Source organism: Exiguobacterium sp. N5 (assembly GCF_025842465.1).
GTDB classification, from domain to species: Bacteria; Bacillota; Bacilli; order Exiguobacteriales; family Exiguobacteriaceae; genus Exiguobacterium; species Exiguobacterium profundum.
This window is the reverse complement of the sequence record NZ_JAPAEP010000002.1, coordinates 215,539-238,851: the sequence shown is the minus strand read 5'-3', so window position 1 is coordinate 238,851 and position 23,313 is coordinate 215,539. Positions and strand designations below refer to the sequence as shown.

Genomic DNA, 23,313 nt, shown 5'->3' with positions numbered 1-23,313 from the left:
GCTCCTTACAATTTACCGACGAGGTCAAGGCTTGGGCGGAGTGTTTCAGAACCCTCTTCCCATTTCGCTGGGCAGACTTCGCCTGGATTGTTGCGTACGTATTGTGCTGCTTTGACTTTGTTGACGAGCGTGCTCGCGTCACGGCCGATGCCGCCAGCGTTGATCTCGACAGTTTGGATGACACCATCTGGGTCGATGATGAACGTACCACGGTCTGCGAGGCCGTCTTCTTCGTTTAAGACATCGAAGTTGCGTGAGATGACGTGTGATGGGTCACCGATCATGATGTACTCGATTTTTCCGATTTTCTCAGATGTTTCGTGCCAAGCTTTATGTGTGAAGTGTGTGTCTGTTGAGACAGAGTATACTTCTACACCGAGGTTTTTAAGTGTAGCGTACTCGTTTTGAAGGTCTTCAAGTTCAGTTGGGCAGACGAATGTGAAGTCAGCTGGGTAGAAGCAGACAACGCTCCATTTGCCTTTGAGGTCGTTCTCTGTAACTTCGAGGAATTCACCTGTTTGGAATGCTTGTGCTTTGAATGGTAGTACTTCTTTGCCGATTAATGACATGGGTTATGTCCTCCTTGTTTTTTACTCTAGTGTTTCTATCTCGACTAGAATAATTATAATGTAATACTAACTTCATATAACGAGCTGAAATTGTCAAGGCGTTTGCATGCTTTGAAAATATAAGGTGTATCAAAAGATTGTCTGTATTTGGCTTAATAAAAGCAAAGAAAACGATTACATAACGATCGGTATTTTTCTCGCTATTTTCTTATTTTGAAAAATAAAAATCATGAGTATAGTTGATAATATTTTGGAAAGGGTTATACATTTTCTCGTCGGAAATTGGAGGATTATCAATTACATCAATAAAACAACCTTAATCACAAGTAGCGATTAAGGTTGAAGAATTTGCTGTATGATTTTTTCTCGATACAAAGCACGGTCTTTACTTTTCCGAAGTCGAGCATGACAGTTAGGGCAAGTAGCTATTACTTGTTCAGGGAGAGCCAATCCCTCATCGGATTCTTTATATAATGAGTAAAGTTCTAAATAAGGCCCTTGTTCAGTATCAAATGGTGCGGCTTGACCGCATGCTTCGCAGTGATTATTTGCTCTCGCAAGCACATAATAATATAAAGCCGCTGTCTGTTCCCTCACTTGGCGCTTTCGAATCGACATGCTTAATCCAGTCGCACGCTTAGGGTCACGATTGGCAATTCGTTCGAGTTCCACAATTGATTTGTCCCTCATAGTTGTTGCATATTCGTGAGATTCTTCCTGTACGACGTGGAGAGGTTCGAAAGCAAAAACGATGACTTCTCGCTGATTTTGATGTTTGTCGATTCCAAATTGAATATCATAGCCAATCAAAACAAGTTGGTCTACGAAACGATAATTTCCTTTTCCGAGAGATTCAAATAGATAAACATCCTCACCATTTTCGATGTGATGGAGAAGCGCCTTGTTACCGAAGGAGAAGGTTTGATTTCCTTCTTGTCCTTCGCCACTATAGTAGAACAAACCATCTTCTTCGCTCCAGCCATTCTTATATCCAAATTCTTGATCCATTCCACTATCAAAAATAAAAATAAGTTTATGTTTGTTAGGTGTACTGATTCCTCGTTGACGGCTTCCGCCATATTGATCATGGATGAAGGAACGTCTATACACTTTGTTTTTTTCGAACAGCATAAAGCACCTCATTTCCAGGTTTTTCTTTTAAATAGAGTGTAGCATGCTTTTTTATTAAAAACGAAAAAGACAGAGGACTCCCTCTGCCTTCACCGTCACTCCGCCATCAACGCACACACCGCATTCGAATACGCTACCGGATCTTCAATCGGTAACCCTTCAATGAGGAGGGCTTGTTGATACAAGAGGTCTGTATATTGTTTCGCTTTCGCTTCATCTTCTTTATACACACGTTGGAGTGTCTGGAAGATGGCGTGGTCGGCATTCACTTCGAGCACTTTCTCCGCTTTCATGCCGCCGCCGTTTGGCATCGCGTTCAAAATCTTCTCCATCTCGATTGAGACGTCACCCGCAACCGTCAAGCAAACCGGATGCGACTTGAGACGTGTCGAGGCACGCACTTCTTTGACGCGGTCTCCGAGCTCTTCTTTCATGAGTGCGAACAAGTCTTGGTTGTCTTCGTTGAGCGATTTCGCTTCCGCGTCATCGAGACCGAGATCGCCGCTCGCGATCGATTTGAATTCTTTGTCTTCATACGACTGAAGCATCTTGATGGCGAACTCGTCGATCTCTTCTGTGAAGTAGAGGATCTCGTATCCTTCTTCTTTCAAACGTTCTGCTTGTGGCAAGAGGTCGATGCGATGAATCGATTCGCCTGTCGCATAGTAGATATACTTCTGATCTTCTTTCATCCGCTCGACGTACTCTTTGAGCGATACAAGTTTCTTCTCGTAAGAAGAATGGAAAAGAATCAAGTCTTTCAGTTCGTCTTTGGCTGCGCCGAACTGGTCATACACGCCGAACTTCAATTGGCGACCGAACGACTCATAGAACTTCTCATAGTCCTCACGCTCGTTTTGGAGCATCTTCTCAAGCATGCCTTTGATTTTCGACTTCACGTTCTTCGCAATCACGCGAAGTTGGCGGTCCTGCTGTAACATTTCACGGGAAATGTTGAGGGAGAGGTCTTCTGAGTCGACCATCCCTTTGACGAAGCCGAAGTAATCCGGCAAGAGGTCGGGTGACTTCTCCATGATCAACACGCCGTTCGAGTAGAGCTCGAGCCCTTTCTCGAATTCTTTCGTGTAATAGTCGAACGGAACCGTTGACGGGATGTAGAGGATTGATTGATAACGAATCGTCCCGTCGACGTTCAAGTGAAGGTGCTTGAGTGGCTCATCAAAGCCGTAGCGTTTCTCGTGATAGAACGCCTTGTAATCTTCGTCAGTCAACTCGCTCTTACGCTTCCGCCAAATCGGCACCATGCTGTTGACGGTCTCTTCTTCCTTGTAATCCTCATACTCTTCTGAGTCCTCTTTTTGACGATGTTTCGTCACATCGAGTTTGATCGGGTAACGGATGAAGTCCGAATGCTTCTTGATGAGTGAGCGAATCTCGTATTCTTCAAGGAATGACGAATACGTATCATCTTCTGTGTCTGCCTTCAAGTGGAGCATAATTTCTGTACCGATGTCCGCTTTGTCTGTCGGCTCGATCGAATAGCCGTCTGTGCCTTCTGACTCCCATACGTATCCTTGATCACTGTCAATCGAGCGAGTCCGCACGGTCACACGGTCAGCGACCATGAACGCGGAATAGAACCCGACCCCGAATTGACCGATGAGGCTATGGTCTTCTTCCATCTTCGTCGCCTGTTTCATGGCGAGTGAACCGCTCTTTGCGATGATTCCGAGGTTTGTTTCGAGTTCTTCTTCTGTCATCCCAATCCCTGTATCGCGAATCGTGATCGTCCGTGCTTCTTTGTCGAGTTCAATTTTGATGAAGTAATCGTCTTTGTTGAACTCGATGCTTTCGTCTGAGAGGGCACGATAATACATCTTGTCGATGGCATCACTCGCGTTCGAGATGAGCTCACGCAGGAAGATGTCCTTATGTGTATAAATTGAGTGGACCATCAACTCTAAAATTCGTTTCGATTCCGTTTGAAACTGTTTCTTTGTCATGATCGTTCTCCTTTTGATGTCTATATTTTGGCACTCTGCATATAGGAGTGCTAACACTATTGATTATCCTAATTTTTAGGAAGATGTCAACCGAGATTGAAGAAAAGATTGACGAGGACGTAGGTTTCGCATATAGTTGAGTACATGCGATGAGCTGGTCTATGTAAGACGGCGGACATTCCCTTGAGGAGCACGTTGTGGAGCGTGGTCCGTCGCGGTAGACTTTCGAGAGCACCTCTAGTGAGAGGTGCTCATTTTTTATGTATACAACTAGCCTCCCTTCAAGCGAAGGGAGGCTTTTCTTATGCTCGAATGGATGCGAGGAACATCTCTTTTAAAGCACGCAATTGTACGGCCGGTTCGATATCGTCCTCTAAATAACTGATGTGCGACTTCAACATGATGTTGTTGCCGAACGTCCCGAACGTATTGATGATTGTGACGACGGTCACCTTCACATCGATATCCGAGCGGAATGAACCGTCTCGTTTCCCATCTTCGATCAAGGGTTCGAGTGTCTGCATGATCTGTCGTTGAACATCGATGTATGTCTCGATTCCAGGAAGAGGTGAGGCGACGAGCGATGCATAGCTCTCGAATGCCTCTCGGAAACGGGCATGGTTCGTCCGCTCCAACTGCATCTCGAAAAAGTGGTTCAAGATGATCTCGAGCCGTTCATAGGCGTTGCCTTCCTCATTCACAAACTGTTCAAATCGCTCGAGTGTCGGCTGTAGATTTTTGACGGCTGCCGCGACGATCAATTGATCTTTCTTCGGGAAGTAGCGAAACAGTGTCGCCACCCCAATTCCTGCAGCGTCCGCGATGTCCTGCATCTGAACCTTCTCAAAGCCATTCTCTATAAATAAGCGTTCTGCCTCTTGGATAATCAGTTGAACTCGTTCCTCTTTGTTTTGTTGTCGTTTACTCAATTCGATCACCTCATTGTCTGTCCTTAGTATATCGTCTTCGAGCAGTTTCGTTGAGATTAATGTCATATCCAATTATGATTATGATAGTTAGACTATCATAATTTAATGAATGGAGCTGGGACAATGCGTTTACAGGGGAAAGTAGCGGTCATCACAGGGGCAGGAAGCGGTATGGGAGAGTCAACGGCACGTCTATTCGCCAAAGAAGGGGCAACAGTCGTCGCGACAGACATCAATGAACAAGGAGTAAACAATGTAGTCGAGTCGATTCGGGCGCAAGGTGGGGAAGCCATCGCGGTGAAACATGACGTGACATCACGCTCGAGCTGGGAAGACGTGTTTGCAGAAGTCGAAGCGACGTGTGGCAAATTGGATATCCTCATCAATAATGCCGGAATCGCACTCGCGAAACCGTTCTTGGAACAGACAGAAGAGGACTGGGCGCGCACGTATCGCATCAACATCGATGGGGTCATGTTAGGGACACAGTATGCGATTCCGCTCATGACAGAGAATGGCGGAGGGTCGATCGTCAACATTTCCTCCATCTCAGCACTGACCGGTATGGCAGGTGCCGGGGCATACACGGCCTCAAAAGGTGCTGTCCGTTCTCTCACAAAAGCAGCGGCCGTCGATTACGGGAAGCAAAATATTCGGGTCAACTCGGTGCATCCTGGGTATATCGTGACACCGATGAGTGCACCACATATGGAGCATCCAGACTATAAACAACATTTCTTGAATCAAATCGCTTTGCCGAATCTCGGACAAGCGGATGAGGTGGCAGCAGCCGTCCTATTCCTTGCATCAGACGAGGCGAATCATATTAGCGGGATCGAACTTCCGGTAGATGGTGGCGTGACGGCGAAGTAAAAGTAGGGTCTCTATGGAGGCCCTACTTTTTTAATTACTCTAAGATTCCGATTAACTCCATTTCCGATTGAAGTATGTGGAAAGATTGCACCATTCATGAGGATTCACCTCTTTTCATTTTAAAATCATCTGTATTATTTATATTCCCGTTTTGTGTAAAGAGTTTAAGTGATTCATCAAATTGACATGATATAGTCGACATGAAAGAGTGAGATGACAAGTGTAGAACAGTGCCAAATGAGCCGAAAAAGGAAATTGATTTTACTTAGTTAACTATGAAAGTTGGTATAGTGAGATGGACACTCAGTTTGAGATGGAACGGATTTGGATGGATGAAACGGAGCTGTTTTATCAAGTTCAGCTTCAACTTCGGTCTTCTGCCTGCACCAGTAATCAGTTGATTTATTTAGATGATGCGAGTCTTGAAGATCTTCATCAAAAGATCAATCAATTCAATCAAGCGTGGGGCAAAGAACCAATCACATGGAGACTAGTCGATGAAGAAGAGGGTTCGGATGATTTGCAAGTCAATCTAACTTTCACGTTGATTGACCGGATTGGGACCATCCAAATCGATATTTTCATTCATGATGAATGGCAGTTTGACTCATTTGACCATGTTCATATGAAATTTAGAATGAGGACGACGATGGGACAGCTCGACGACTTGAGCGCTCAACTCAAACGTTTCATTCGTCGTGAGACCGACCATGTCTCATCACTTCGACCAGAATAAAGCAGCCTGAGACGACTCAGGCTGCTTTTTAGTACCATTCTTTCGGTTCGTAATTCAATTCGCGGAACAGCTGCTCACGCTCTTTTTTCGAAAGATCGCGCCATTGTCCAGGCGGGAGTTTCCCGAGCGTGATGTTCATGACACGAACGCGTTGGAGGCGGAATACTTCGTATCCGAGCGCCTCACACATCCGACGGATTTGGCGGTTGAGTCCTTGCGTGAGGGTAATGTTGAAATCGAACTTTGAAAGCGGACGGACTTTACACGGAAGTGTCTTCTGGCCAAGGATTTTGACACCGGCTTCCATCTGCTCGACGAACTCTGGTGTGATTGGCTTATCAACCGAGACGATGTATTCTTTCTCGTGCTCGCCTTCGGCACGGAGAATCTCGTTGACGATATCGCCGTCATTCGTCATGAGGATGAGACCTTCCGAGTCTTTATCAAGACGACCGATGTTGAAGATGCGGAGCGGGTGGTTGACCATGTCGACCAAGTTCCCTTTTACTTTTTTCTCTGTCGTACTCGTGATCCCGACCGGCTTATGGACGGCGATGTAGACGTTGTTTCGGGCAACCCGTGCGACAGAACCGTTGACGAGGACTTCATCGCCCGGTTTGACTTGGTCGCCGATTTTTGCTTTTTTCCCATTGATGGTGACGCGTCCCTCTTCGACGAGACGGTCGGCTTGGCGACGGGACGCCTTGCCTGATTCACTGATGAATTTATTGATGCGCATGTGTACACGTCCTTTGTTTGGCTTCGTCCTCTCACTATAACGCATTTTATAAACTCTCGAAAGCGGGAAACGAACGGGAGAGGAGGGATGACATGGAGGCAGTACGACTGTTACAAGACGCAATCCGATTTCAACAAGCACTGTGCGACACAACGTTCGAGAAAGAATTGATTCAAGAGGCATCACCTGTCCTTTGGTACGGTCGACCTGGTCCGGATCAATGGCTGACCATCGGGACGAATCCGTCTCGCGGCGAGTTTTTACATCGTGACGGGACACCGAGAACGGGGCAACACCAAAAGTTCTATTGGCGGAACATACTCTCGTTTGACGATTACCTCGGAAATGAAGAGGCGCTGCAACAAACGCTCGAACGGGCATCGGTCTATTTCGAGTCGAATCGCGCGACGACGAACTGGTTCGGGAAACCGGATGGCGCCAAACTCGAGGCACTCCTCAACGGGATGGGGCGTTCGTTCTATGATCATCAGGACGCTGTCATCCACGTCGATTTTTTTAAATTTGCGACGTATGAACAGATGGGGAAGATGAGGACCGGGCGCCACTGGATGGAACATTCGACCTCAATCGAACTGTTGGAGCGGACGATTGCGCACATCAAACCAATCCGTATCATCGTGCTCGGACGGGATAACTGTCGTGCCTTTAGCGGTTTTTCAACAATCGGAAGACTGTCTGCATATCCCGCCGTCACCTATGAAATCGGACTCCACGAATCGGGTATCCCGATGATCGGACTTCATATGAAGCCGTCAGAAGTGTTCGTTGGGCTCGGGAATGGTCGTGATTCAAACGGGCTACATTACGGGTCATACGCGAAACGCGAGCACCTGTTAAAAATAGGGCAAGCGATTGACACGATTATGGACGAGTGGCTGGCGGATGGACACGCGTGATGCTACCCCAAAAGTTGAATTCGTTGAAGTCGATGTAGCGCACGTCCTTCGAACGATTGTCGAGCACGGCTAACAAGATGACGTCCGGGAACCCCCGTTTTTCAAACTGCAAGTAGCCGATTCCCGTGACAGAATGGTTTTTATAGAAGCCGTTCGCCATGTTCAACACAAACGGGCGGCTTGCTTTCAGCTCACGCTCGAACGTCGTCCATTTCCAAAGATAGCGTGAACTGCCTCGACCGTCGTACCCGTATCGCTTCCAAAGTTTCGTGATGATGGTGGCGATTTGAGTCGGCGGCGTCCCTTTTTCGTCTTTGAAATGATGCTTGAAGGCGATCTCGCGCACATCTTCTTGGATCTGTGTCACATCATCTGGGATGTTCGTATACCCATGATCTCGATAGAAACGGAAGATGGCGGTGATGGACGTCAACGTACAGTTGTTCTTCCCGTTCTCGAACTGACGTTGGAGCAAGACGGGCACGCCTTCAATCTGTACAGCGCGCTTTAATGTCCAGCGTCCGTGATAACGATCGTTCACATAAGCTTCCGGGTCGATGATCCCGGCATAGCCGTTGTTCGCAACCTCGAGTTGTCCTGCAAATGGGTGCTCCATCTCGGTCTCCCTCCTTTTCTTTTAGTATACAAAGGACGCCCCATCTCATAAAAGAGAAAGGGCGTCGTTTTCGTTAAAAGACAAGATGTGCGATGCCGACGATGATCGGAAGGGTGATGAAGGTACGTAACAAGAAAATCAAGACGAGGTCGAGGAATGAGATCGGTAGTTTTGAACCGAGCAACAAGCCCCCGACTTCTGACATATAGATGAGCTGGGTAACCGACAACGTAGCGATGACAAACCGTGTCAACTCACTCTCGATGCCGCTTCCGAGAACGGCCGGCAAGAACATGTCGGCGAAACCGACGACCATCGTTTGAGCGGCTTCCGATGCCTCAGGCACTTGAAGGAGCATCAAAATCGGTTCGAACGGCTTTCCGAGGATAGTGAAGAACGGCGTATATTCTGCGATGATGACCGCAATCGTCCCGACTGCCATGACGACAGGGAGGACGCCGATCCACATATCGAGCACGTTCTTGAAGCCGTCTTTGAGCGTCTCTAGGAAACTTTTACTCGAACGTGACTTTTGTAACGCCTGAATTAACGCCCACTTACCGAGTGACACGTTCGCGGGTACTTCTTCTTCCGGTTTGAGCTCGGTCTTCTCATAAGCCGTGTCTGCCTTTTTAGATAATGGATAAATCCGTGGCATGATGAGAGCGGCGACTAGTCCGGATAAAACGATGGCCCCGTAGTAAGGCAAGAAGTATTGGTCGAGTTCGACATACTGTAAGACGACGATGGTGAAGGTGATGGAGACGACGGAGAATGTCGTCGCAATGATCGACGCTTCCCGTTTCGTGTAATAACCTTCCTCATACTGTTTGGTCGTCAGTAGAATTCCGATCGTCGCATCCCCGACCCATGAGGCGAGCGAGTCAAGTGAGGCGCGCCCTGGCAAGCGGAAGAGCGGACGCATGATCTTCATCAAGAACGTCCCGACGAACTCGAGAAGTCCGAAGTTCAATAGGAGCGGTAACAACATACCGGCAAAGAAGAATGTCGCAAATAAGATTGGAATCAAATCAAAGAGCAATAAGCCCCCTGTAAATTCTGACGTGATCATCTCTGGTCCGAGTGTGAGTAGCGTCATGACCCCAGCGATGAAACCGATCACGCGCATGACGAACCAAAACGGTGTCACGCTAAACAGTGCGTTGATGGATGGTCGCTCCATCATAAAAGCAGGACGTGCCGTAAAGAGTAATAATGAGCCGACAATCGAAATCCCCATCATGATGACGGCGAGTGTCGGGACGAAATCCCCAATCCAGTCAATCAGCAGATTGGATAAGAAGGCGACTGGAATCGTGAAGCCTTCCTCTGATGAGATTGGTACGATGAAAAACATGATCCCGATGAGTGATGGAATCAAGAACTTAAAAAAGTCTCGACTCGAAAAAGAAGATTTCTTTCCGTCTGGTGTTGATGAACCATTCATGATGCATTCCCCATTTCCCCGAAGTGTTTGTGCTGTCTATGTATCCCCATTACACATCCAGCCGTTCTTAAAACGTATTTCTTTCTTAGTATAAAAAATAGGACCAGGTGCTATCAACAATATGCGGAAATTTTCTGAAAAATACAAGATTAAATACTAGGCAAAACATTCGTATTCCATCAAACCATTTAGTATGATGACGGCGAGACCAACAAATTCAAGATATTTAGAAACTTCATTATAGAGATAGGAGAATGCATGATGAGATTGAGTGTGTTAGACCAGGCGCCGGTCACGTCGGGTCATACAGGAGAACATGCGCTGAACAGTGCGGTCGAGCTCGCACAAGTCGCAGAAGAGTTAGGATATTACCGCATGTGGATGGCGGAGCATCATGGGGGCATGTCGTTCGCCAGCTCGGCTCCAGAGGTCATCACGGCCTATCTGGCAGCGAAGACGAACAAGATTCGTCTCGGGTCCGGCGGCATCATGATGATGCACTACTCGCCACTCAAGATGGCAGAGGTATTCAAGACGCTCAGCGCGCTCGCCCCAGGACGGATCGACTTTGGTGTCGGACGTGCGCCAGGCGGTGATGCGAACGCGATCTATGCGATGTCACAAGGGCAGAAACCGATGATGGATGGACTTTACGAGAAACTCGATACGACGCTTCAATTGATTAAAGATGAGGCACCGGAGGAAAGATGGTATAAAAATACACCGGCTGCTCCGACTGGTGTCAGCCTTCCAGAAGCGTGGTTACTCGGTTCGAGTGGGAACAGCGCCGTGCAGGCCGGACGGATGGGGCTCGGCTATTCGTTTGCCCAGTTCTTTAACGGACAATTGAGTGCCGATACGCTCGCCACATACCGTCACCATTTCACGCCGTCTGATTTTATGGAGAAACCGGACATCAGCGTCACGTATTTGGTCACGACGGCAGAGACGGAAGAAGAGGCGGAATATTTGGCCCGACCTTCTGATCTGTCGCGTCTCTTCTTGATGCGTGGTCAATTGAGACAGCTGTTGAGTCCGGAAGCGGCCCACGACTATCCGCTCACGGAGGTTGATAAAATCCATATCGCCAACAACCGAGCCATCCACCTCGTAGGAACGCCGAAACAAATCGCGGAACAGTTACGGGATGAATCGGAACGCTATGGTTTCGATGAGGCGATGATTTGTAGCATCCAGCATAAGCAGGAAGATCGCCTGAACGTCTATCGTCTCTTGGCGAATGAATTGCTTTAACCTGAAGAGCACCTTCTCAAGTATGAGAGGGTGTTTTTTTATAAGAGAAAAACGTTTCCCCATTTTTTCAAAGGTTTTCTCCATAGTTTGAGCGAAACCAACTACACTATAAGAAAAAGGAACGGGTGGAGGGATACGATGCAACGGATGAAAGGCGACCCATATTATCTATTCGAGCTGTTCACACGCTTGTATCGAATGGTATTTCTAATGGAAGTGACAGAAGCAGGCTATCGTTACGTAAATGTGAGCGAACAGGGGAAGGTGGCCTCTTCGCTTCCAAGTGATGTAGAAGGGCGGTATTTACATGAGATGTATCGCTCGGAAGTGGTCGAGGAATTGATTGAACATTATGATGCGGTCGTTGAGACAGGGGAGCCGGTCTACTTCATGTCGCAAATGAACATCGACTCCAATACGGCCCGATTCGCTTCTTCTATGCTTGTACCGATTGAAGATGAGGATGGACTCGTTCGTTATGTACTCGGTTTGACAACTGATTTATCCGAGGAGGCGGAGATCAAGTTGTTAAAGAGTATCGAGCATATGGACTATTTGACCGGTATGCCAAATCTGATGAAAGTCAAATTGGAGCTCGACCAGTTGTTCGAGCAACATGACACCGAAGAGACGAGCGTCATGCGCCTTCACATCAACCGTTTCAAGATGATGATGTCGCTTCAAGGTGTGGAGCGCTCGAATCAGTTGATTAAAGACATCACACGTCAATTGGCGAATACGCTTCCGAAAGGTTCAATTATCGGTCGAGTAGACGGTGAAGACTTTATCGCGGTGTTACCTCATACTCCAATCCGGTTGGCATACATGTACGCCGAGCATTTGCTTGACGTGATTGCAGATCATTCGTATCAAGTGGCGGAGGCCGAATTCCCGTTATCGAGTTGTATCGGGATTGGTGCCGGTACAGCGGATGCCGACCGTGTCATCATGAACGCCTCCACGGCTCTGTTGGAAGCGCGTCAGACGGGAAATCAAACGATTCGTTTATATGAACACGATGAGTACGTGCAGCGTTACATCGATGAGATGATGATCGAAACGGAACTGGTCAAAGCGTTGAAGCTAGATGAGTTATACATGGTGTATCAACCGAAAGTGTCGATGGACGGTGCGATTCATTTTGAGGCACTCATTCGCTGGGAGAGTCCTGTTCTCGGATTCATTTCACCTGAAACGTTCATTCGTGTGGCTGAACAGTCACTCTTGATCGAAGACGTGACACGATTCGTCATGAATCGGGTATGTCAGGATGTGTCGTCACAACCTGAGCAGTTTGAAGGGCGCCGCGTGGCTGTGAATGTCTCACCGAATTTATTTCATGAACACCATATGAATGAACTGGTTGCGATCATTGCATCGTATGGTCTTGTGCCAGAACAATTTGAGTTTGAGGTGACCGAGCACACGTTGATGCATGAACCGGTAGCGGCGATCAAAACGGTCGAATCGCTCAAACAACAAGGATTTCGACTGTTGATTGATGACTTTGGGGTCAGTTATTCCTCGTTGAATTATTTGAAGTTGTTCGAGATTGATGGGATCAAGATCGACCGGTCGTTCGTCGCGCAACTCGATCAGGAGAGCGGCATGAAAGAGTATGAAATCGTCAAACTGATTGTCTCGTTGGCCAAAAAGCTAGAGTTAGAGGTGACGGCTGAAGGTGTGGAGACGGAAGAACAATATCGGATCTTACGTCAGCTCGGCTGCGATGAGATTCAAGGGTATTTCTTCAGTCGTCCGATGCCGCTCGCGGAGTTAGAAGAGGCGCTCGGAATCTTGTATTCCCATCAGATGATGTTATCGAAGATCGAGCAGCCTGCGCAGTTGTTGCATCCTTCTCTAGATGAGCGTGAATTGCAACGACTCAAAGCGATATTACGATTGGAAATTTTAAATACGCCACAAGAGGAACGATTTGACCGAATCTCCCGATTGGTCGCACAAACCTTTCAGATGCCAATCGCATTCATTTCGATCATGACGACAGACCAACAGTGGTTCAAATCGTGTGTCGGTATCGAGCTCGAATCCGCTCACCTCAAACGGGAATGGACGTTATGTAATCGGGTTGTCACATCAGAGTCTCCGCTGGTGATTGAAGATGTTGCGGCAGCAGCGATTGAAAGTGACAGTCCTTGGATTGACCAAATCGGATTTTATGCAGGTGTACCGTTGCGGACGAAGCAAGGTCACGTCATCGGCACACTTTGCGTAGTGGATGGGCAGGCGAGAACGTTCTCAGAAGAAAATTTGAAGGCGCTCGAATCGTTTACGCATTGGGTCATGACAGAGATCGAGCACACGGAAGTCTCGAGAAGACAAATCACGCGACAACAATCAATCGAAGCATTGTATGAAGCGACGGCATTGCGTGTACCGTTCCAAGATCAATTGGCCCGGGTTCAAGAAATTTTATTGGAATGGGTCGGTTACTCCCACGGGGTCATCTTCTCGATTGAGCCTTCGCATCGTCTTCTAGTAGAGCATGGGGTCTCTCGTTTGACTTGGGGGGAAGAAGAACTGCATTCCCTACATCAACTGACAACGGTCGGCGCGCAAACGCTTCAGGAAGGTGATCTGATTGTAGATGGTATCGAATTCACGAGGCTTGTCAGTTTTCCTTTGACGCATGAGCATCAAGTGTTTGGCTGGGTCGTTCTTCTCGCGGAGCAAGGCAACTTGAATGATCATCTTGATGAGGAAATGTTGCAAGAGTTGACTGGGACGGTACGGTTGCTTGCACGATGGATGGAGAATGGGATTCGAAAGGAACGGAAACAACGCGAGATGATTCGAATCGCAAAACAAGATCAACTGACAAAACTGTACAATCGTCATACGCTCACGACCGATTTATACAAAAAGATGCACCGGACGCCATCGATTACAGTGACACTGGTCAACCTAGACGATTTTAAAAGAATCAACGATCAGTACGGGCACATGATAGGGGATGAAGTGTTAATTGAAATCGCACAACGATTAAATGAATTCGTCCAGCATGTTGGTGGTCAAGTGTACCGTTTTTCAGACGATGAATTCATGTTGGTGCAAACGGGTCCACTGAGTGGGATTGAACAGGTCAATGAAGTTATTTCCCAGGGAATAGACGCATCGAATGGTGAAGTCATTCATCTTACGGCAAGTGTTGGCGTCACCCTAGTCAAGTCGACCGACACCGTCGATTCGATTCTTCAACAAGCAGATGCCGCGATGTATATTGCAAAGAACAATGGAGGAGACCAGTGGTTCCAATATGGTGGATACTCAGATGACAAGGGGATTTAAGTATGGGGAGATTATGGCTGATTGAAGGATTGCCAGGAAGCGGAAAGTCTACATTTGCCGAGAGGCTGCGAGATAAACGGAATGGCAAGTTCTATTCGGAAGTAGATGCGTCACACCCCGTGGATATGCATGATGTCTATTGGGTCGAGGACAAACCATCAACCGGTCGCATTCTCGATGAAATCGAAAAAGGGTGGCTCGTCCGTTATGATGGTGATGAAGAACGGATCGGAACAGACGTCTACGAGTTACCTTTCTCCCTTCACACACGAATCATGTGCGAACGCTGGCGGCGTTATGTTCAAAAGTTAGATAGGGAGGAAGAGGACATCATCTTTGAATGTGCGTTGCTCCAAAATCCTTTCACCATTGGAATGGTTGCCCAAGATGTTCCGTTAGCGGACATGGAAGCATACGTTCAAGAGGTCGCAGACATCCTAAAACCGATTGATCCGATGGTCGTTTATTTGGCATTGGATGACGTTGCACGCATCTTTCCGATTGTATATGATGAACGACCGATGGGATGGCAAAGCGGTTTTGTCGAGTATTATACGAGCGGCGCCTATGGTGTGAACCATGCGCATAAGGGTATGGCCGGAACGATTGAGATTTTAGTGGAACGCCAACGACGTGAGCTTGAACTGTTGAAACGATTACCTCTTCGGCACGCTCGGATTCAAAATGATAATCGGCATTCATTTGAAGAATTAACGAATTTATTAGAGGAGGAGTCGATTCGTACATGCAAACCTTAATCAAACATTCGGAACGTTTTTGGTATATGACACCCGTTGACCGTACCGATCGACCAATTCTCGGTGCCGTTATCGGCGATACGCATACGCTACTCATCGATGCGGGCAATTCCGTTTCGCACGCCTCATTCTTTTTAGAACAGCTAGAAAAACAAGGCCTCCGTGCGCCGTCGATGGTCGCATTGACGCATTGGCATTGGGATCACATCTTCGGTTTACCTGCACTTGAAGGAATGGTCTTCATTGCGAGTGAAGCGACCAAACAGGGGATGGAAAAACTTGTCCCATATGCTTGGGATGATGTCTCTCTCGATGAGCGGGTGGCGGAAGGGATTGAAATCGCATTTTGCGCGGAAGCAATCCGTGAAGAATATGGAGACGCGCGCGATATCAAAATCGTATTACCTACGCTGACGTTTCAAGAATCGCTGACACTCGACCTCGGTGGCGTTCACGTCGTGTTACGACATGTCGGAGGAGACCACGCAAAAGATGCGGTTGTCCTTTACATCGTAGAAGAACGGGTATTATTTTTAGGAGACGCGTTATACGCAGACATCTATTCTCCCACATGGCGAATGACTCCGGAAGAAACCCTGCGGTTGTTGAATGTATTGGAATCGTTTGATGCTAAACAGATTGTCTGGTCACACGGTGAGATGGTGAGTCGTGAATCTTTCGCAGAAGATTGCCTTGCATTAAGACGAATCGCCACCATTTCGAATGATTTCCCAGGAAATATTGATGAAATCACGCAGTCATATGCTTCACTCGTCAATCGGGAGATCACCGAGGAAGAGAACGAGTTGATTACGTTTTTTGTGAACGGGACGGTGGGAAGATGACTTACACTATCACGCGGATTCACGAGGAAGACGAGACGTTCCAACAGTTTTTGACCACTCAATTACGTGAGTATAACAACGTTCGTTCGATTTACCATCGTGACATTCGCGAGGCGCACGTGCCGACCATTCAGTTGAAAGTGGAGCAAGAAGGACGGGTAATCGCCGGCTTATATGGGAGTGTGTATTGGGGATGGTTCGATTTGGATCGTCTTTGGGTCGATGCAGACTTTCATGGTCAGGGCATCGGTAGCCAATTGCTTAGAGAAGGGGAGGCGTTAGCGAAGTCGCTCGGTGCGACGCGTGTGAAATTGACGACGTTCTCGTTTCAAGCGAAACCGTTTTATGAGCGATTCGGTTACACGGTAATAGGTGTGCTACCGGACTATCCGCCGGGATCGGATTACTATATGATGATGAAGCAATTATAAAAGGCGACACGAGGTCGCCTTTTTAATACACTTTATCCCCATTGAAGATTGAATTTTTCACCATGACGTAGTCTACGGTGCGCAATGCCTCGAGACTGTCACCACCCGCGTAAGAAATCGCCGATTGGAGGTCTTGCTCCATCTCGGTCAATGTATCTTGTAGTGCCCCTTTGTGTTCGACAAACATTTTTTTCCCCTCGACGTTCTTTCGCTCACCCTTTTGGAACTCAGAAGCAGAACCGAAATACTCTTTCAATTGTTTCCCGTCCTGCTCGAACGTTTCCCCCGGTGATTCATCGTGTCCGGCGAACAATGAACCAATCATGACCATCGAAGCGCCGAAGCGAATCGATTTCGCAATGTCACCATGTGTACGGATGCCCCCATCCGCGATAATCGGTTTCGTCGCTGCTTTGGCACACCAGCGAAGTGCAGCCAATTGCCAGCCCCCGGTACCAAAACCTGTCTTGATTTTCGTGATACACACCTTACCAGGACCGATCCCGACCTTCGTCGCATCCGCTCCGGCATGCTCCAATTCGCGAACGGCCTCTGGTGTCCCGACGTTCCCCGCGATGACGAAGGATCCAGGAAGATGGTGTTTGATATGCTGAATCATTCGGATAACCGCATTCGAATGACCGTGAGCGATATCGATTGTAATAAATTCTGGCGTATGACCGGTCGATTTGAGCATTTCGATAAACCCATACTCTTCTTCCTTCACGCCGACACTGATGGATGCATACAAACCACGCTCATGCATGTCTTGGATAAACGCCAGGCGCGTCTCTGGATTGAAGCGATGCATGATGTAAAAATATCCGTTCTTAGCCAGCATCAATGCGACCTTTTCATCGATAATCGTCTGCATGTTAGCCGGAACGACCGGTAATCGGAACGTGAAGCCACCAAGCTCGACGGTCGGATCACATTCCGAACGACTGTCGACAATACATTTTGCAGGAATTAATTGAATATCTTCGTAATCAAATACTTTATCCATATATCGCACCCCTATTCACGAACATTAACGTATTGAACAATAAAAAACTTCGCCCATTCGGTAATATAACGTGAATAGAGTTTAAAGTCAAAGGATAATTCAATTAATTTATCTTAAAAATGAATAAAATTAAATCAATTGATGTTTAATGTTCGGATTTAGGATTTATTTTCGGTGTTTCACGTGAAAAAAGGACCACTTATTGGTGGTCCTTTGCGAGTGCATATTGATTTCGTCCACCTGCTTTGGCTTCATAGAGAGCGAGGTCGGCACGTTTTAGTAACTGTTTGGTCGACAACCCTTTTACAAATCGAGCACCCCCGACACTTGAAGTCGTAATGAACGTATGTTGGTCGATTTCCCATGGGCGCTGTAGTGCTTGAATGATTTTCTCTGCAACCCGATGTAGGGCACAGGGATCGTTGAAGCGAATGAGAACGGCAAACTCATCACCGCCAAGTCTGGCAATCATATCTTGTTTGCGAAGCACGGATGTCAATCGACGAGCGAGTTGTCGCAAGAGCTCATCGCCCACATCATGACCGAACGTGTCGTTGATTTGTTTGAATCGGTCAACGTCAAGAGCGAGGACGGCCAATTCACCTTGCTCGAATTCGGTTCGATCGATCGCTTCCTCGAGGTAAGCGAGGAAGAAACGACGGTTCGGTAAATCGGTCAGCGTGTCGTGATACGCCAAATGCTTCAGTTGCTTCTCTAGTGCTTTTCGCTGCATGATTTCTCGGCTGACCGTCAAATAGTGTAGGAGAAGTCCGGATTCATCATAGATGGCCTGAATTTTCGTTTCGAGCCAAATCCAGCGCTGGTCAGCATGGAAATGACGAAACTCAAGGGTCAAGGAGATGTCTTCTTCCTTCATTTCTTTCAACTGCTCCCGGACGATCTGGATGTCGTCCGGATGGATATAGTCGAGCGTATTCTTCCCTTCGTAATATCCGGCCGCAAAACCGAGTACGGTACGGTGAGAAGGGGACGCATAACGAACAGTACCATCCCGTTCTAGTATGCAGACGAGGTCACTCATGTTTTCTGTGATCAATCGATATTGTAACTCACTCTGTCTTAACGCTTGTTCCATTTCACGTTTCTCCGTGACATCACGCAAAATCGTTAAGACGGCCGTTTCGCCCTCATAATCGATGAGAAGGCTACTGATATCCATCTGGAGCTTGTCTCCACTCGGTGTCATGATGACCATTTCCGTGTCTTGGACGGGGCCTCCGAGCTCGAGAGAGGCAAGTCGTTGACGGGTGGACTGATGATACTCTTCTGCGATGAATGAAAAAATCGATTCACTCTCTAGATAGGTTTCTCCGATTGTGGCGAGTGCCATCGCGTTCGCATATATAATCTGTCCTTCCTGATGCACAATGATGCCTTCCGGAATGGTTTCAATCAACTGACGGTAACGACGTTCGCTTTCGACCGTGGCACGCTCGGCATTTTTCTCTGGCGTCAAATCGATGATGATCGCAAACAGGCCGGTAATGTTACCGCCGACCTCGATTGGAATGTTGAGGACGGTTAAGTCGAGTCGTTCCCCGGATTGATGTTCAGCATAAATGGAATACTTGTGTGGAATCCCAGACAGCGTGAATTGTAACCCTTTCCTGACTCGAGACCGCTCACTCTCGGGAAGCCAATGCAGGAACGGATGATGAAGCATATCTTGTTCCGTATGACCGGTGATGACCGTGACGGCCGGGTTGACAGATTTGATGTTTAAATGATGGTCGAGTACAAAGATGCCATGTGGAGAATACCGTCGTAGCGACTCGTGATGATCTTTTAAGATCGACAATTCGAGTTCGCGACGCTTCCGTTCCGTCACTTCACGAACGACGGAGACGATATGGGTACAGCGCCCCTCATCATTGAAAATCGGAGTCACTTCTGACTCGAAATAATGAAGGGGGAGCGTCAATACATCATCCGCCTCGACCGTATCCGTATAAAAGGAGTCAGCAAGACGGTAGTCTTCGTAGACGACACTCTTTTTTGTACGAATCGCTTCATCGTAATACTGCGTAATAAGTGTAGCGGTCTCGGTCGGGACCAACTCATCGATGGTCTTGCCGACATCCGCATCCGACCAATTGATGGCCCGTTTCCCAGGCTCATTTACGAAGACGTAGCGATATGCTGAACCATCGACTTCCATAAAGAACACATAGTCTGAAATTTTATCGAACGTCCGTAGTAAAATCGATGCGTTGGATTGAAGTGTTTGGTCAGCTTTCATCTCGTCTCCCTCATTTCGTTCATTCTATTTTTTACACGTCATTTTTATCTTACCGCATCATTCGATCAAATGTGTGAACTTTCAAAAAAAGACGGGATGTACGTACACCCCGTCAAGCAGCTTCGTTCAGTTGTTTTTGTTCGTTCCGTCCATTCATGACGTAATACAAGAAAATGGTAAAGAGAACGACGCCTGAAAGAATCAAATATAGTGTCGAGAAGCCCGTCAATGGAATCAACAACCCGATGAAATAAGGACCAAACCCTAGACCGGCATCAAGTGCGATGAAGAAGGTCGATGTCGCCATCCCCATTCGGTGGGGTGGAGAGGCCTTGACGGCGATTGCTTGAGTCCCGGATTGGATATTCCCGAAGCCTAATCCGATTAACGCACCGGCAAGTAGAAGCATCCAACCGCTGTTCGCCTGGCTGAGCACGAGCAGTCCAATCGCGAAGATGGCGATTGCCGGATACATGACGACGTTCGCTCCACGCGCGTCCATCAACTTTCCTGTGATCGGTCGTGATAATAGGACTGCGACCGAATAGACGAGGAAGAAGATGCTCGCCGCCTCGATCAAGTCGAGTTCACTCGCATAGAAGTTGATATAGGACAAGACACTCGAGTAGCTTAGTGCGGCCATCCCGATAATCAAGGCGATCGGTAGCGCTTTTGGTTCGACGAACGATTTTAAAGAGAATCCACGTACGACTTCAGGTGCGTCGACCTCAGGCACATTCACAAAGAACGTGCTCGCCAAACTGATGACCCCGATCACAAAGCAAAGAGCGAAGATGACGGTGAAGCTCGTGTGTTGGCTGAGAAGTAATCCGACGAAGGGCCCGATGGCTGTCGCCAGAGTAGAACTCATGCTGTAGTAACCGATCCCTTCACCTTTTCGAGTCGCGGGAATGACTTGCGCGACGATGGTTCCAGTTGCCGTACTCGATAATCCCATCCCGAGTCCGTGTACGAACCGTGTCAGTAATAAGAAACCGACACCCCAATGGACGAAGTACAATAAAATCGTGGCGGTGAAAAAGACGAGCCCGATATAAAGCGTCTTCTTCCGACCGATCGAATCAATCAGTCGACCGATGAACAAGCGCCCGGTCAGCGTCCCGATGATGAAGATGCCAGTGACGAGTCCTGCTTGACTCGTGGTCGCCCCGTACGACTCGACGGCATGCACCCCGATGGTGACCATCAATAAGAAAAAGATGAGCGTCAGGAAGAAGTTGATGAGCGAGATGATTAAAAAGTCTCTCGTCCAAAGTTTTTGAATAGGTTGTTGCATCATACGTGACGCCTCCTTTTCTTCAAATTCGAATAGTTAATAAACATAACTAAAAGAGTATACCAAATCAAATTAGGATTGTCCGAGATGATGCACTGCATGCAGTGAATGACAGACATGAAAAAACTCGACTCGGGAATCGAGTCGAGTCAAGTGACATCGTTAGGCACGGTCCCAGAATCGGGCAGTCGCAATCCCATCGATGAACGCATTGAATCCATCGAGGTTATGCTCGTCAAACGTGAAGACACCAGACTGGTCTTGCTTCACGCGACATGTGGCGAGTGCCTCTTTATGGTGTACGTGTAGGGCGAGCGGCTTATAGTGCTTGTACGTGTTCTCGATAAATTCGAGCACATCATCCTCGACAGTCGTCGCGGCACTCACTAAGAAGGCGGCATCGAAAAGGCTCGAGTCGACCGTATCGTACGTCTCCTTCACCTTCAGGTCACCAAGCATATACGCCTTCTTGCCGACAAGGCTGTAGTTGACGTTGTGATCGGCGAGCGTCTGCACCCACTGTTTCACCTGATTCGCATCCACGTCACCGGCAAGGAGAAGGGCGACGCTCTTCGTATCGGGCTTTTTGATTGTGTTCGCCATCGAGAGAGCAGGGGACGTCTTATCTGACTGGACCTCATTATTCTCTTCGGGCACATGTACTCCTAAGTTGTCGGCGACGACTTCAGCGAGATGACGATCGATGCGGTTCAATAAATCGACGGCGTTCTCTTTCACCATGTCCGACTCACATTTTCCGAGCTCAAAACTGCAGGCATCTTGGATGTGTTGTTTTTCGACATCGGTCATGCTGTTGTAGAAGAGCTTCGCCTGTGAATAGAAATCAAGGAAGCTGTCACTACGTCCCCGAATCTTATGACCATCGATTTTCTCTTGATAGTGCTCAAATCCACCTTGATCGGCTGGTACAGGTTCCGGCTGATTATTGTTGAGCGCATTTTTATGGTAGCTCGTCTGACCTTTGTGAACGGCCATTTGATGCATCCCGTCCCGCTGGTTGTTGTGGAACGGACAAACGGGCTTGTTGATTGGGATCTGGTGGAAGTTTGGTCCACCGAGACGCGACAGTTGGGTGTCCGTATACGAGAACAGACGACCTTGCAAGAGCGGATCGTTCGAGAAGTCGATTCCTGGGACGAGATGACCCGGGTGGAAGGCGACTTGTTCGGTTTCCGCGAAGAAGTTGTCGACGTTTCGATTAAGTGTCATCTTTCCGACGAGTTTCACTGGAATCTCTTCTTCCGGCCACAGTTTGGTTGGGTCTAAGATGTCGAAGTCATAGTTGAACTCGTCTTCTTCCGGGATCAGCTGCAGGCCGAGCTCCCATTCAGGATAGTCGCCTTTATTGATTGCTTCATAAAGGTCGACACGGTGGAAGTCAGCATTTTTCCCGACTGCTTTTTGGGCTTCGTCCCATACTTGTGAATGAACCCCGAGCTTTGGTTTCCAATGAAACTTGACGAAATGAGCTTTTCCTTCCGCATTTACAAGACGGAATGTATGCACCCCGAACCCTTCCATCATGCGTAGACTACGTGGAATCCCCCGGTCACTCATCGCCCACATGACCATGTGAGCCGTTTCATGGTTTTGTCCGACAAAATCCCAGAACGTATCGTGCGCGCTTCCCCCTTGCGGCACTTCCGTATGTGGCTCAGGCTTCACAGCGTGGACGAGGTCCGGGAACTTGATGGCATCTTGGATAAAGAAGACTGGGATGTTGTTTCCGACTAAATCGTAGTTCCCTTCGTCTGTATAGAACTTCGTCGCAAAACCACGGACGTCACGGACCGTATCCGCGGACCCGCGTGAGCCTTGGACAGTCGAGAAACGGACGAATACGGGTGTCGTCTTCGAAGGGTCATTCAAAAAGTTCGCTTTTGTGAACTCGGCGAGCGGTTCATACACCTGGAACTCCCCGTGTGCCCCGACGCCGCGCGCGTGGACGATTCGCTCCGGAATCCGCTCATGGTCGAAATGGGTCATCTTCTCGCGGAAATGGAAATCCTCGATCAATGTCGGACCACGACGTCCTGCTTTCAGCGAGAATTCGTCTTCCGCCATCTTCAGACCTTGATTTGTCGTCAAGCCAGCTTGTTGTTCGTTATCAATCGTATGTTGTTTTAACTGCGCTTCTTTCTTGTTCCCCATGTGATTGCCTCCCTTAAGTATGACTGACCGTCGTAAGTCACCATTTGACCTACTGTATCG

General features: G+C 48.0%; 19 protein-coding genes. 8 read left to right on the top strand and 11 right to left on the bottom strand.

Annotated elements, in window-relative coordinates; genetic code table 11:
• Window positions 1–5: 5 nt before the first annotated feature.
• The 4 genes from ahpC to OKS35_RS12050 all read right to left on the bottom strand — a co-directional run bounded on the left by ahpC (window position 6) and on the right by OKS35_RS12050 (window position 4,602).
• Window positions 6–569, bottom strand: a complete 564-nt coding sequence (gene ahpC, locus OKS35_RS12065) for an alkyl hydroperoxide reductase subunit C (protein WP_015880295.1) — start codon at window positions 567–569, stop codon at window positions 6–8.
• A 333-nt stretch (window positions 570–902) separates the two neighbouring features.
• A complete protein-coding gene (locus tag OKS35_RS12060; RefSeq protein ID WP_214784489.1) occupies window positions 903–1,700 on the bottom strand; it encodes a hypothetical protein in 798 nt (265 codons plus the stop codon).
• A gap of 95 nt (window positions 1,701–1,795) precedes the next feature.
• Entirely contained in the window at window positions 1,796–3,664 is a 1,869-nt protein-coding gene (gene htpG / locus OKS35_RS12055) for a molecular chaperone HtpG (RefSeq protein WP_214784486.1), read from the bottom strand.
• A 302-nt stretch (window positions 3,665–3,966) separates the two neighbouring features.
• On the bottom strand, window positions 3,967–4,602 hold the full coding sequence (locus OKS35_RS12050; protein WP_264093143.1) for a TetR/AcrR family transcriptional regulator: 636 nt from the start codon (window positions 4,600–4,602) through the stop codon (window positions 3,967–3,969).
• Between the two features lie 114 nt (window positions 4,603–4,716).
• Between OKS35_RS12050 and OKS35_RS12045 the strand changes: the two genes are divergently transcribed.
• A complete protein-coding gene (locus OKS35_RS12045; protein WP_214784483.1) occupies window positions 4,717–5,466 on the top strand; it encodes an SDR family NAD(P)-dependent oxidoreductase in 750 nt (249 codons plus the stop codon).
• A 295-nt stretch (window positions 5,467–5,761) separates the two neighbouring features.
• Window positions 5,762–6,202 carry a hypothetical protein gene (locus OKS35_RS12040; RefSeq protein ID WP_214784480.1) on the top strand — a complete coding sequence of 147 codons (441 nt, stop codon included), beginning with the start codon at window positions 5,762–5,764 and terminating at the stop codon, window positions 6,200–6,202.
• A gap of 28 nt (window positions 6,203–6,230) precedes the next feature.
• On the opposite strand, the gene rluF is transcribed toward OKS35_RS12040, so the two are convergent.
• On the bottom strand, window positions 6,231–6,941 hold the full coding sequence (rluF, locus tag OKS35_RS12035) for a 23S rRNA pseudouridine(2604) synthase RluF (protein WP_015880301.1): 711 nt from the start codon (window positions 6,939–6,941) through the stop codon (window positions 6,231–6,233).
• A gap of 92 nt (window positions 6,942–7,033) precedes the next feature.
• Between rluF and OKS35_RS12030 the strand changes: the two genes are divergently transcribed.
• Complete coding sequence (locus OKS35_RS12030; protein WP_214784478.1) at window positions 7,034–7,858, top strand: hypothetical protein; 825 nt, start codon at window positions 7,034–7,036, stop codon at window positions 7,856–7,858.
• Here OKS35_RS12030 and OKS35_RS12025 read toward each other — a convergent pair.
• Window positions 7,824–8,474, bottom strand: coding sequence for a C39 family peptidase (locus OKS35_RS12025; protein WP_159563244.1), 651 nt, complete (start codon window positions 8,472–8,474; stop codon window positions 7,824–7,826). The two genes, OKS35_RS12030 and OKS35_RS12025, sit on opposite strands and share 35 nt — an antisense overlap.
• A gap of 73 nt (window positions 8,475–8,547) precedes the next feature.
• Entirely contained in the window at window positions 8,548–9,921 is a 1,374-nt protein-coding gene (locus tag OKS35_RS12020; protein WP_214784475.1) for a YjiH family protein, read from the bottom strand.
• A gap of 261 nt (window positions 9,922–10,182) precedes the next feature.
• Between OKS35_RS12020 and OKS35_RS12015 the strand changes: the two genes are divergently transcribed.
• The 5 genes from OKS35_RS12015 (at window position 10,183) to OKS35_RS11995 (ending at window position 16,518) form a co-directional block, all read left to right on the top strand.
• Window positions 10,183–11,175: an LLM class flavin-dependent oxidoreductase gene (locus tag OKS35_RS12015; RefSeq protein WP_214784472.1), complete on the top strand. Its 993-nt coding sequence runs from the start codon at window positions 10,183–10,185 to the stop codon at window positions 11,173–11,175.
• A gap of 138 nt (window positions 11,176–11,313) precedes the next feature.
• Window positions 11,314–14,484 carry an EAL domain-containing protein gene (locus OKS35_RS12010; RefSeq protein WP_214784469.1) on the top strand — a complete coding sequence of 1,057 codons (3,171 nt, stop codon included), beginning with the start codon at window positions 11,314–11,316 and terminating at the stop codon, window positions 14,482–14,484.
• 2 nt (window positions 14,485–14,486) lie between these two features.
• Complete coding sequence (locus OKS35_RS12005) at window positions 14,487–15,242, top strand: hypothetical protein (protein WP_214784466.1); 756 nt, start codon at window positions 14,487–14,489, stop codon at window positions 15,240–15,242.
• Window positions 15,230–16,087 carry an MBL fold metallo-hydrolase gene (locus OKS35_RS12000; protein ID WP_214784463.1) on the top strand — a complete coding sequence of 286 codons (858 nt, stop codon included), beginning with the start codon at window positions 15,230–15,232 and terminating at the stop codon, window positions 16,085–16,087. The genes OKS35_RS12005 and OKS35_RS12000 overlap by 13 nt, the downstream gene beginning before the upstream one ends.
• A complete protein-coding gene (locus OKS35_RS11995) occupies window positions 16,084–16,518 on the top strand; it encodes a GNAT family N-acetyltransferase (protein ID WP_078146021.1) in 435 nt (144 codons plus the stop codon). Before OKS35_RS12000 ends, OKS35_RS11995 begins: the two co-directional genes overlap by 4 nt.
• A 22-nt stretch (window positions 16,519–16,540) precedes the next feature.
• Here the strand turns inward: OKS35_RS11995 and guaC are convergent, their stop codons facing one another.
• From guaC to OKS35_RS11975, 4 genes are all read right to left on the bottom strand, one after another.
• A complete protein-coding gene (gene guaC / locus OKS35_RS11990) occupies window positions 16,541–17,524 on the bottom strand; it encodes a GMP reductase (protein ID WP_031424215.1) in 984 nt (327 codons plus the stop codon).
• Window positions 17,525–17,723: 199 nt separating this feature from the next.
• On the bottom strand, window positions 17,724–19,784 hold the full coding sequence (locus tag OKS35_RS11985; protein ID WP_214784460.1) for a PAS domain S-box protein: 2,061 nt from the start codon (window positions 19,782–19,784) through the stop codon (window positions 17,724–17,726).
• A gap of 112 nt (window positions 19,785–19,896) precedes the next feature.
• On the bottom strand, window positions 19,897–21,081 hold the full coding sequence (locus tag OKS35_RS11980; protein ID WP_074037854.1) for an MFS transporter: 1,185 nt from the start codon (window positions 21,079–21,081) through the stop codon (window positions 19,897–19,899).
• A 162-nt stretch (window positions 21,082–21,243) separates the two neighbouring features.
• Window positions 21,244–23,253 carry a catalase gene (locus OKS35_RS11975; RefSeq protein ID WP_214784457.1) on the bottom strand — a complete coding sequence of 670 codons (2,010 nt, stop codon included), beginning with the start codon at window positions 23,251–23,253 and terminating at the stop codon, window positions 21,244–21,246.
• Between the last annotated feature and the right edge of the window lie 60 nt (window positions 23,254–23,313).

Bases quoted from the DNA above. Each gene is read 5' to 3' on its own strand.
- OKS35_RS12045 (WP_214784483.1), top strand. From the start codon at position 4,717: ATGCGTTTACAGGGGAAAGTAGCGGTCATCACAGGGGCAGGAAGCGGT.
- OKS35_RS11985 (WP_214784460.1), bottom strand. From the start codon at position 19,784: ATGAAAGCTGACCAAACACTTCAATCCAACGCATCGATTTTACTACGG.
- OKS35_RS12005 (WP_214784466.1), top strand. From the start codon at position 14,487: ATGGGGAGATTATGGCTGATTGAAGGATTGCCAGGAAGCGGAAAGTCT.
- OKS35_RS12040 (WP_214784480.1), top strand. From the start codon at position 5,762: ATGGACACTCAGTTTGAGATGGAACGGATTTGGATGGATGAAACGGAG.
- OKS35_RS12000 (WP_214784463.1), top strand. From the start codon at position 15,230: ATGCAAACCTTAATCAAACATTCGGAACGTTTTTGGTATATGACACCC.
- OKS35_RS11995 (WP_078146021.1), top strand. From the start codon at position 16,084: ATGACTTACACTATCACGCGGATTCACGAGGAAGACGAGACGTTCCAA.
- rluF (WP_015880301.1), bottom strand. From the start codon at position 6,941: ATGCGCATCAATAAATTCATCAGTGAATCAGGCAAGGCGTCCCGTCGC.
- OKS35_RS11975 (WP_214784457.1), bottom strand. From the start codon at position 23,253: ATGGGGAACAAGAAAGAAGCGCAGTTAAAACAACATACGATTGATAAC.
- OKS35_RS11980 (WP_074037854.1), bottom strand. From the start codon at position 21,081: ATGCAACAACCTATTCAAAAACTTTGGACGAGAGACTTTTTAATCATC.
- ahpC (WP_015880295.1), bottom strand. From the start codon at position 569: ATGTCATTAATCGGCAAAGAAGTACTACCATTCAAAGCACAAGCATTC.
- OKS35_RS12030 (WP_214784478.1), top strand. From the start codon at position 7,034: ATGGAGGCAGTACGACTGTTACAAGACGCAATCCGATTTCAACAAGCA.
- OKS35_RS12025 (WP_159563244.1), bottom strand. From the start codon at position 8,474: ATGGAGCACCCATTTGCAGGACAACTCGAGGTTGCGAACAACGGCTAT.
- OKS35_RS12015 (WP_214784472.1), top strand. From the start codon at position 10,183: ATGAGATTGAGTGTGTTAGACCAGGCGCCGGTCACGTCGGGTCATACA.
- htpG (WP_214784486.1), bottom strand. From the start codon at position 3,664: ATGACAAAGAAACAGTTTCAAACGGAATCGAAACGAATTTTAGAGTTG.
- OKS35_RS12020 (WP_214784475.1), bottom strand. From the start codon at position 9,921: ATGAATGGTTCATCAACACCAGACGGAAAGAAATCTTCTTTTTCGAGT.
- OKS35_RS12010 (WP_214784469.1), top strand. From the start codon at position 11,314: ATGCAACGGATGAAAGGCGACCCATATTATCTATTCGAGCTGTTCACA.
- OKS35_RS12060 (WP_214784489.1), bottom strand. From the start codon at position 1,700: ATGCTGTTCGAAAAAAACAAAGTGTATAGACGTTCCTTCATCCATGAT.
- guaC (WP_031424215.1), bottom strand. From the start codon at position 17,524: ATGGATAAAGTATTTGATTACGAAGATATTCAATTAATTCCTGCAAAA.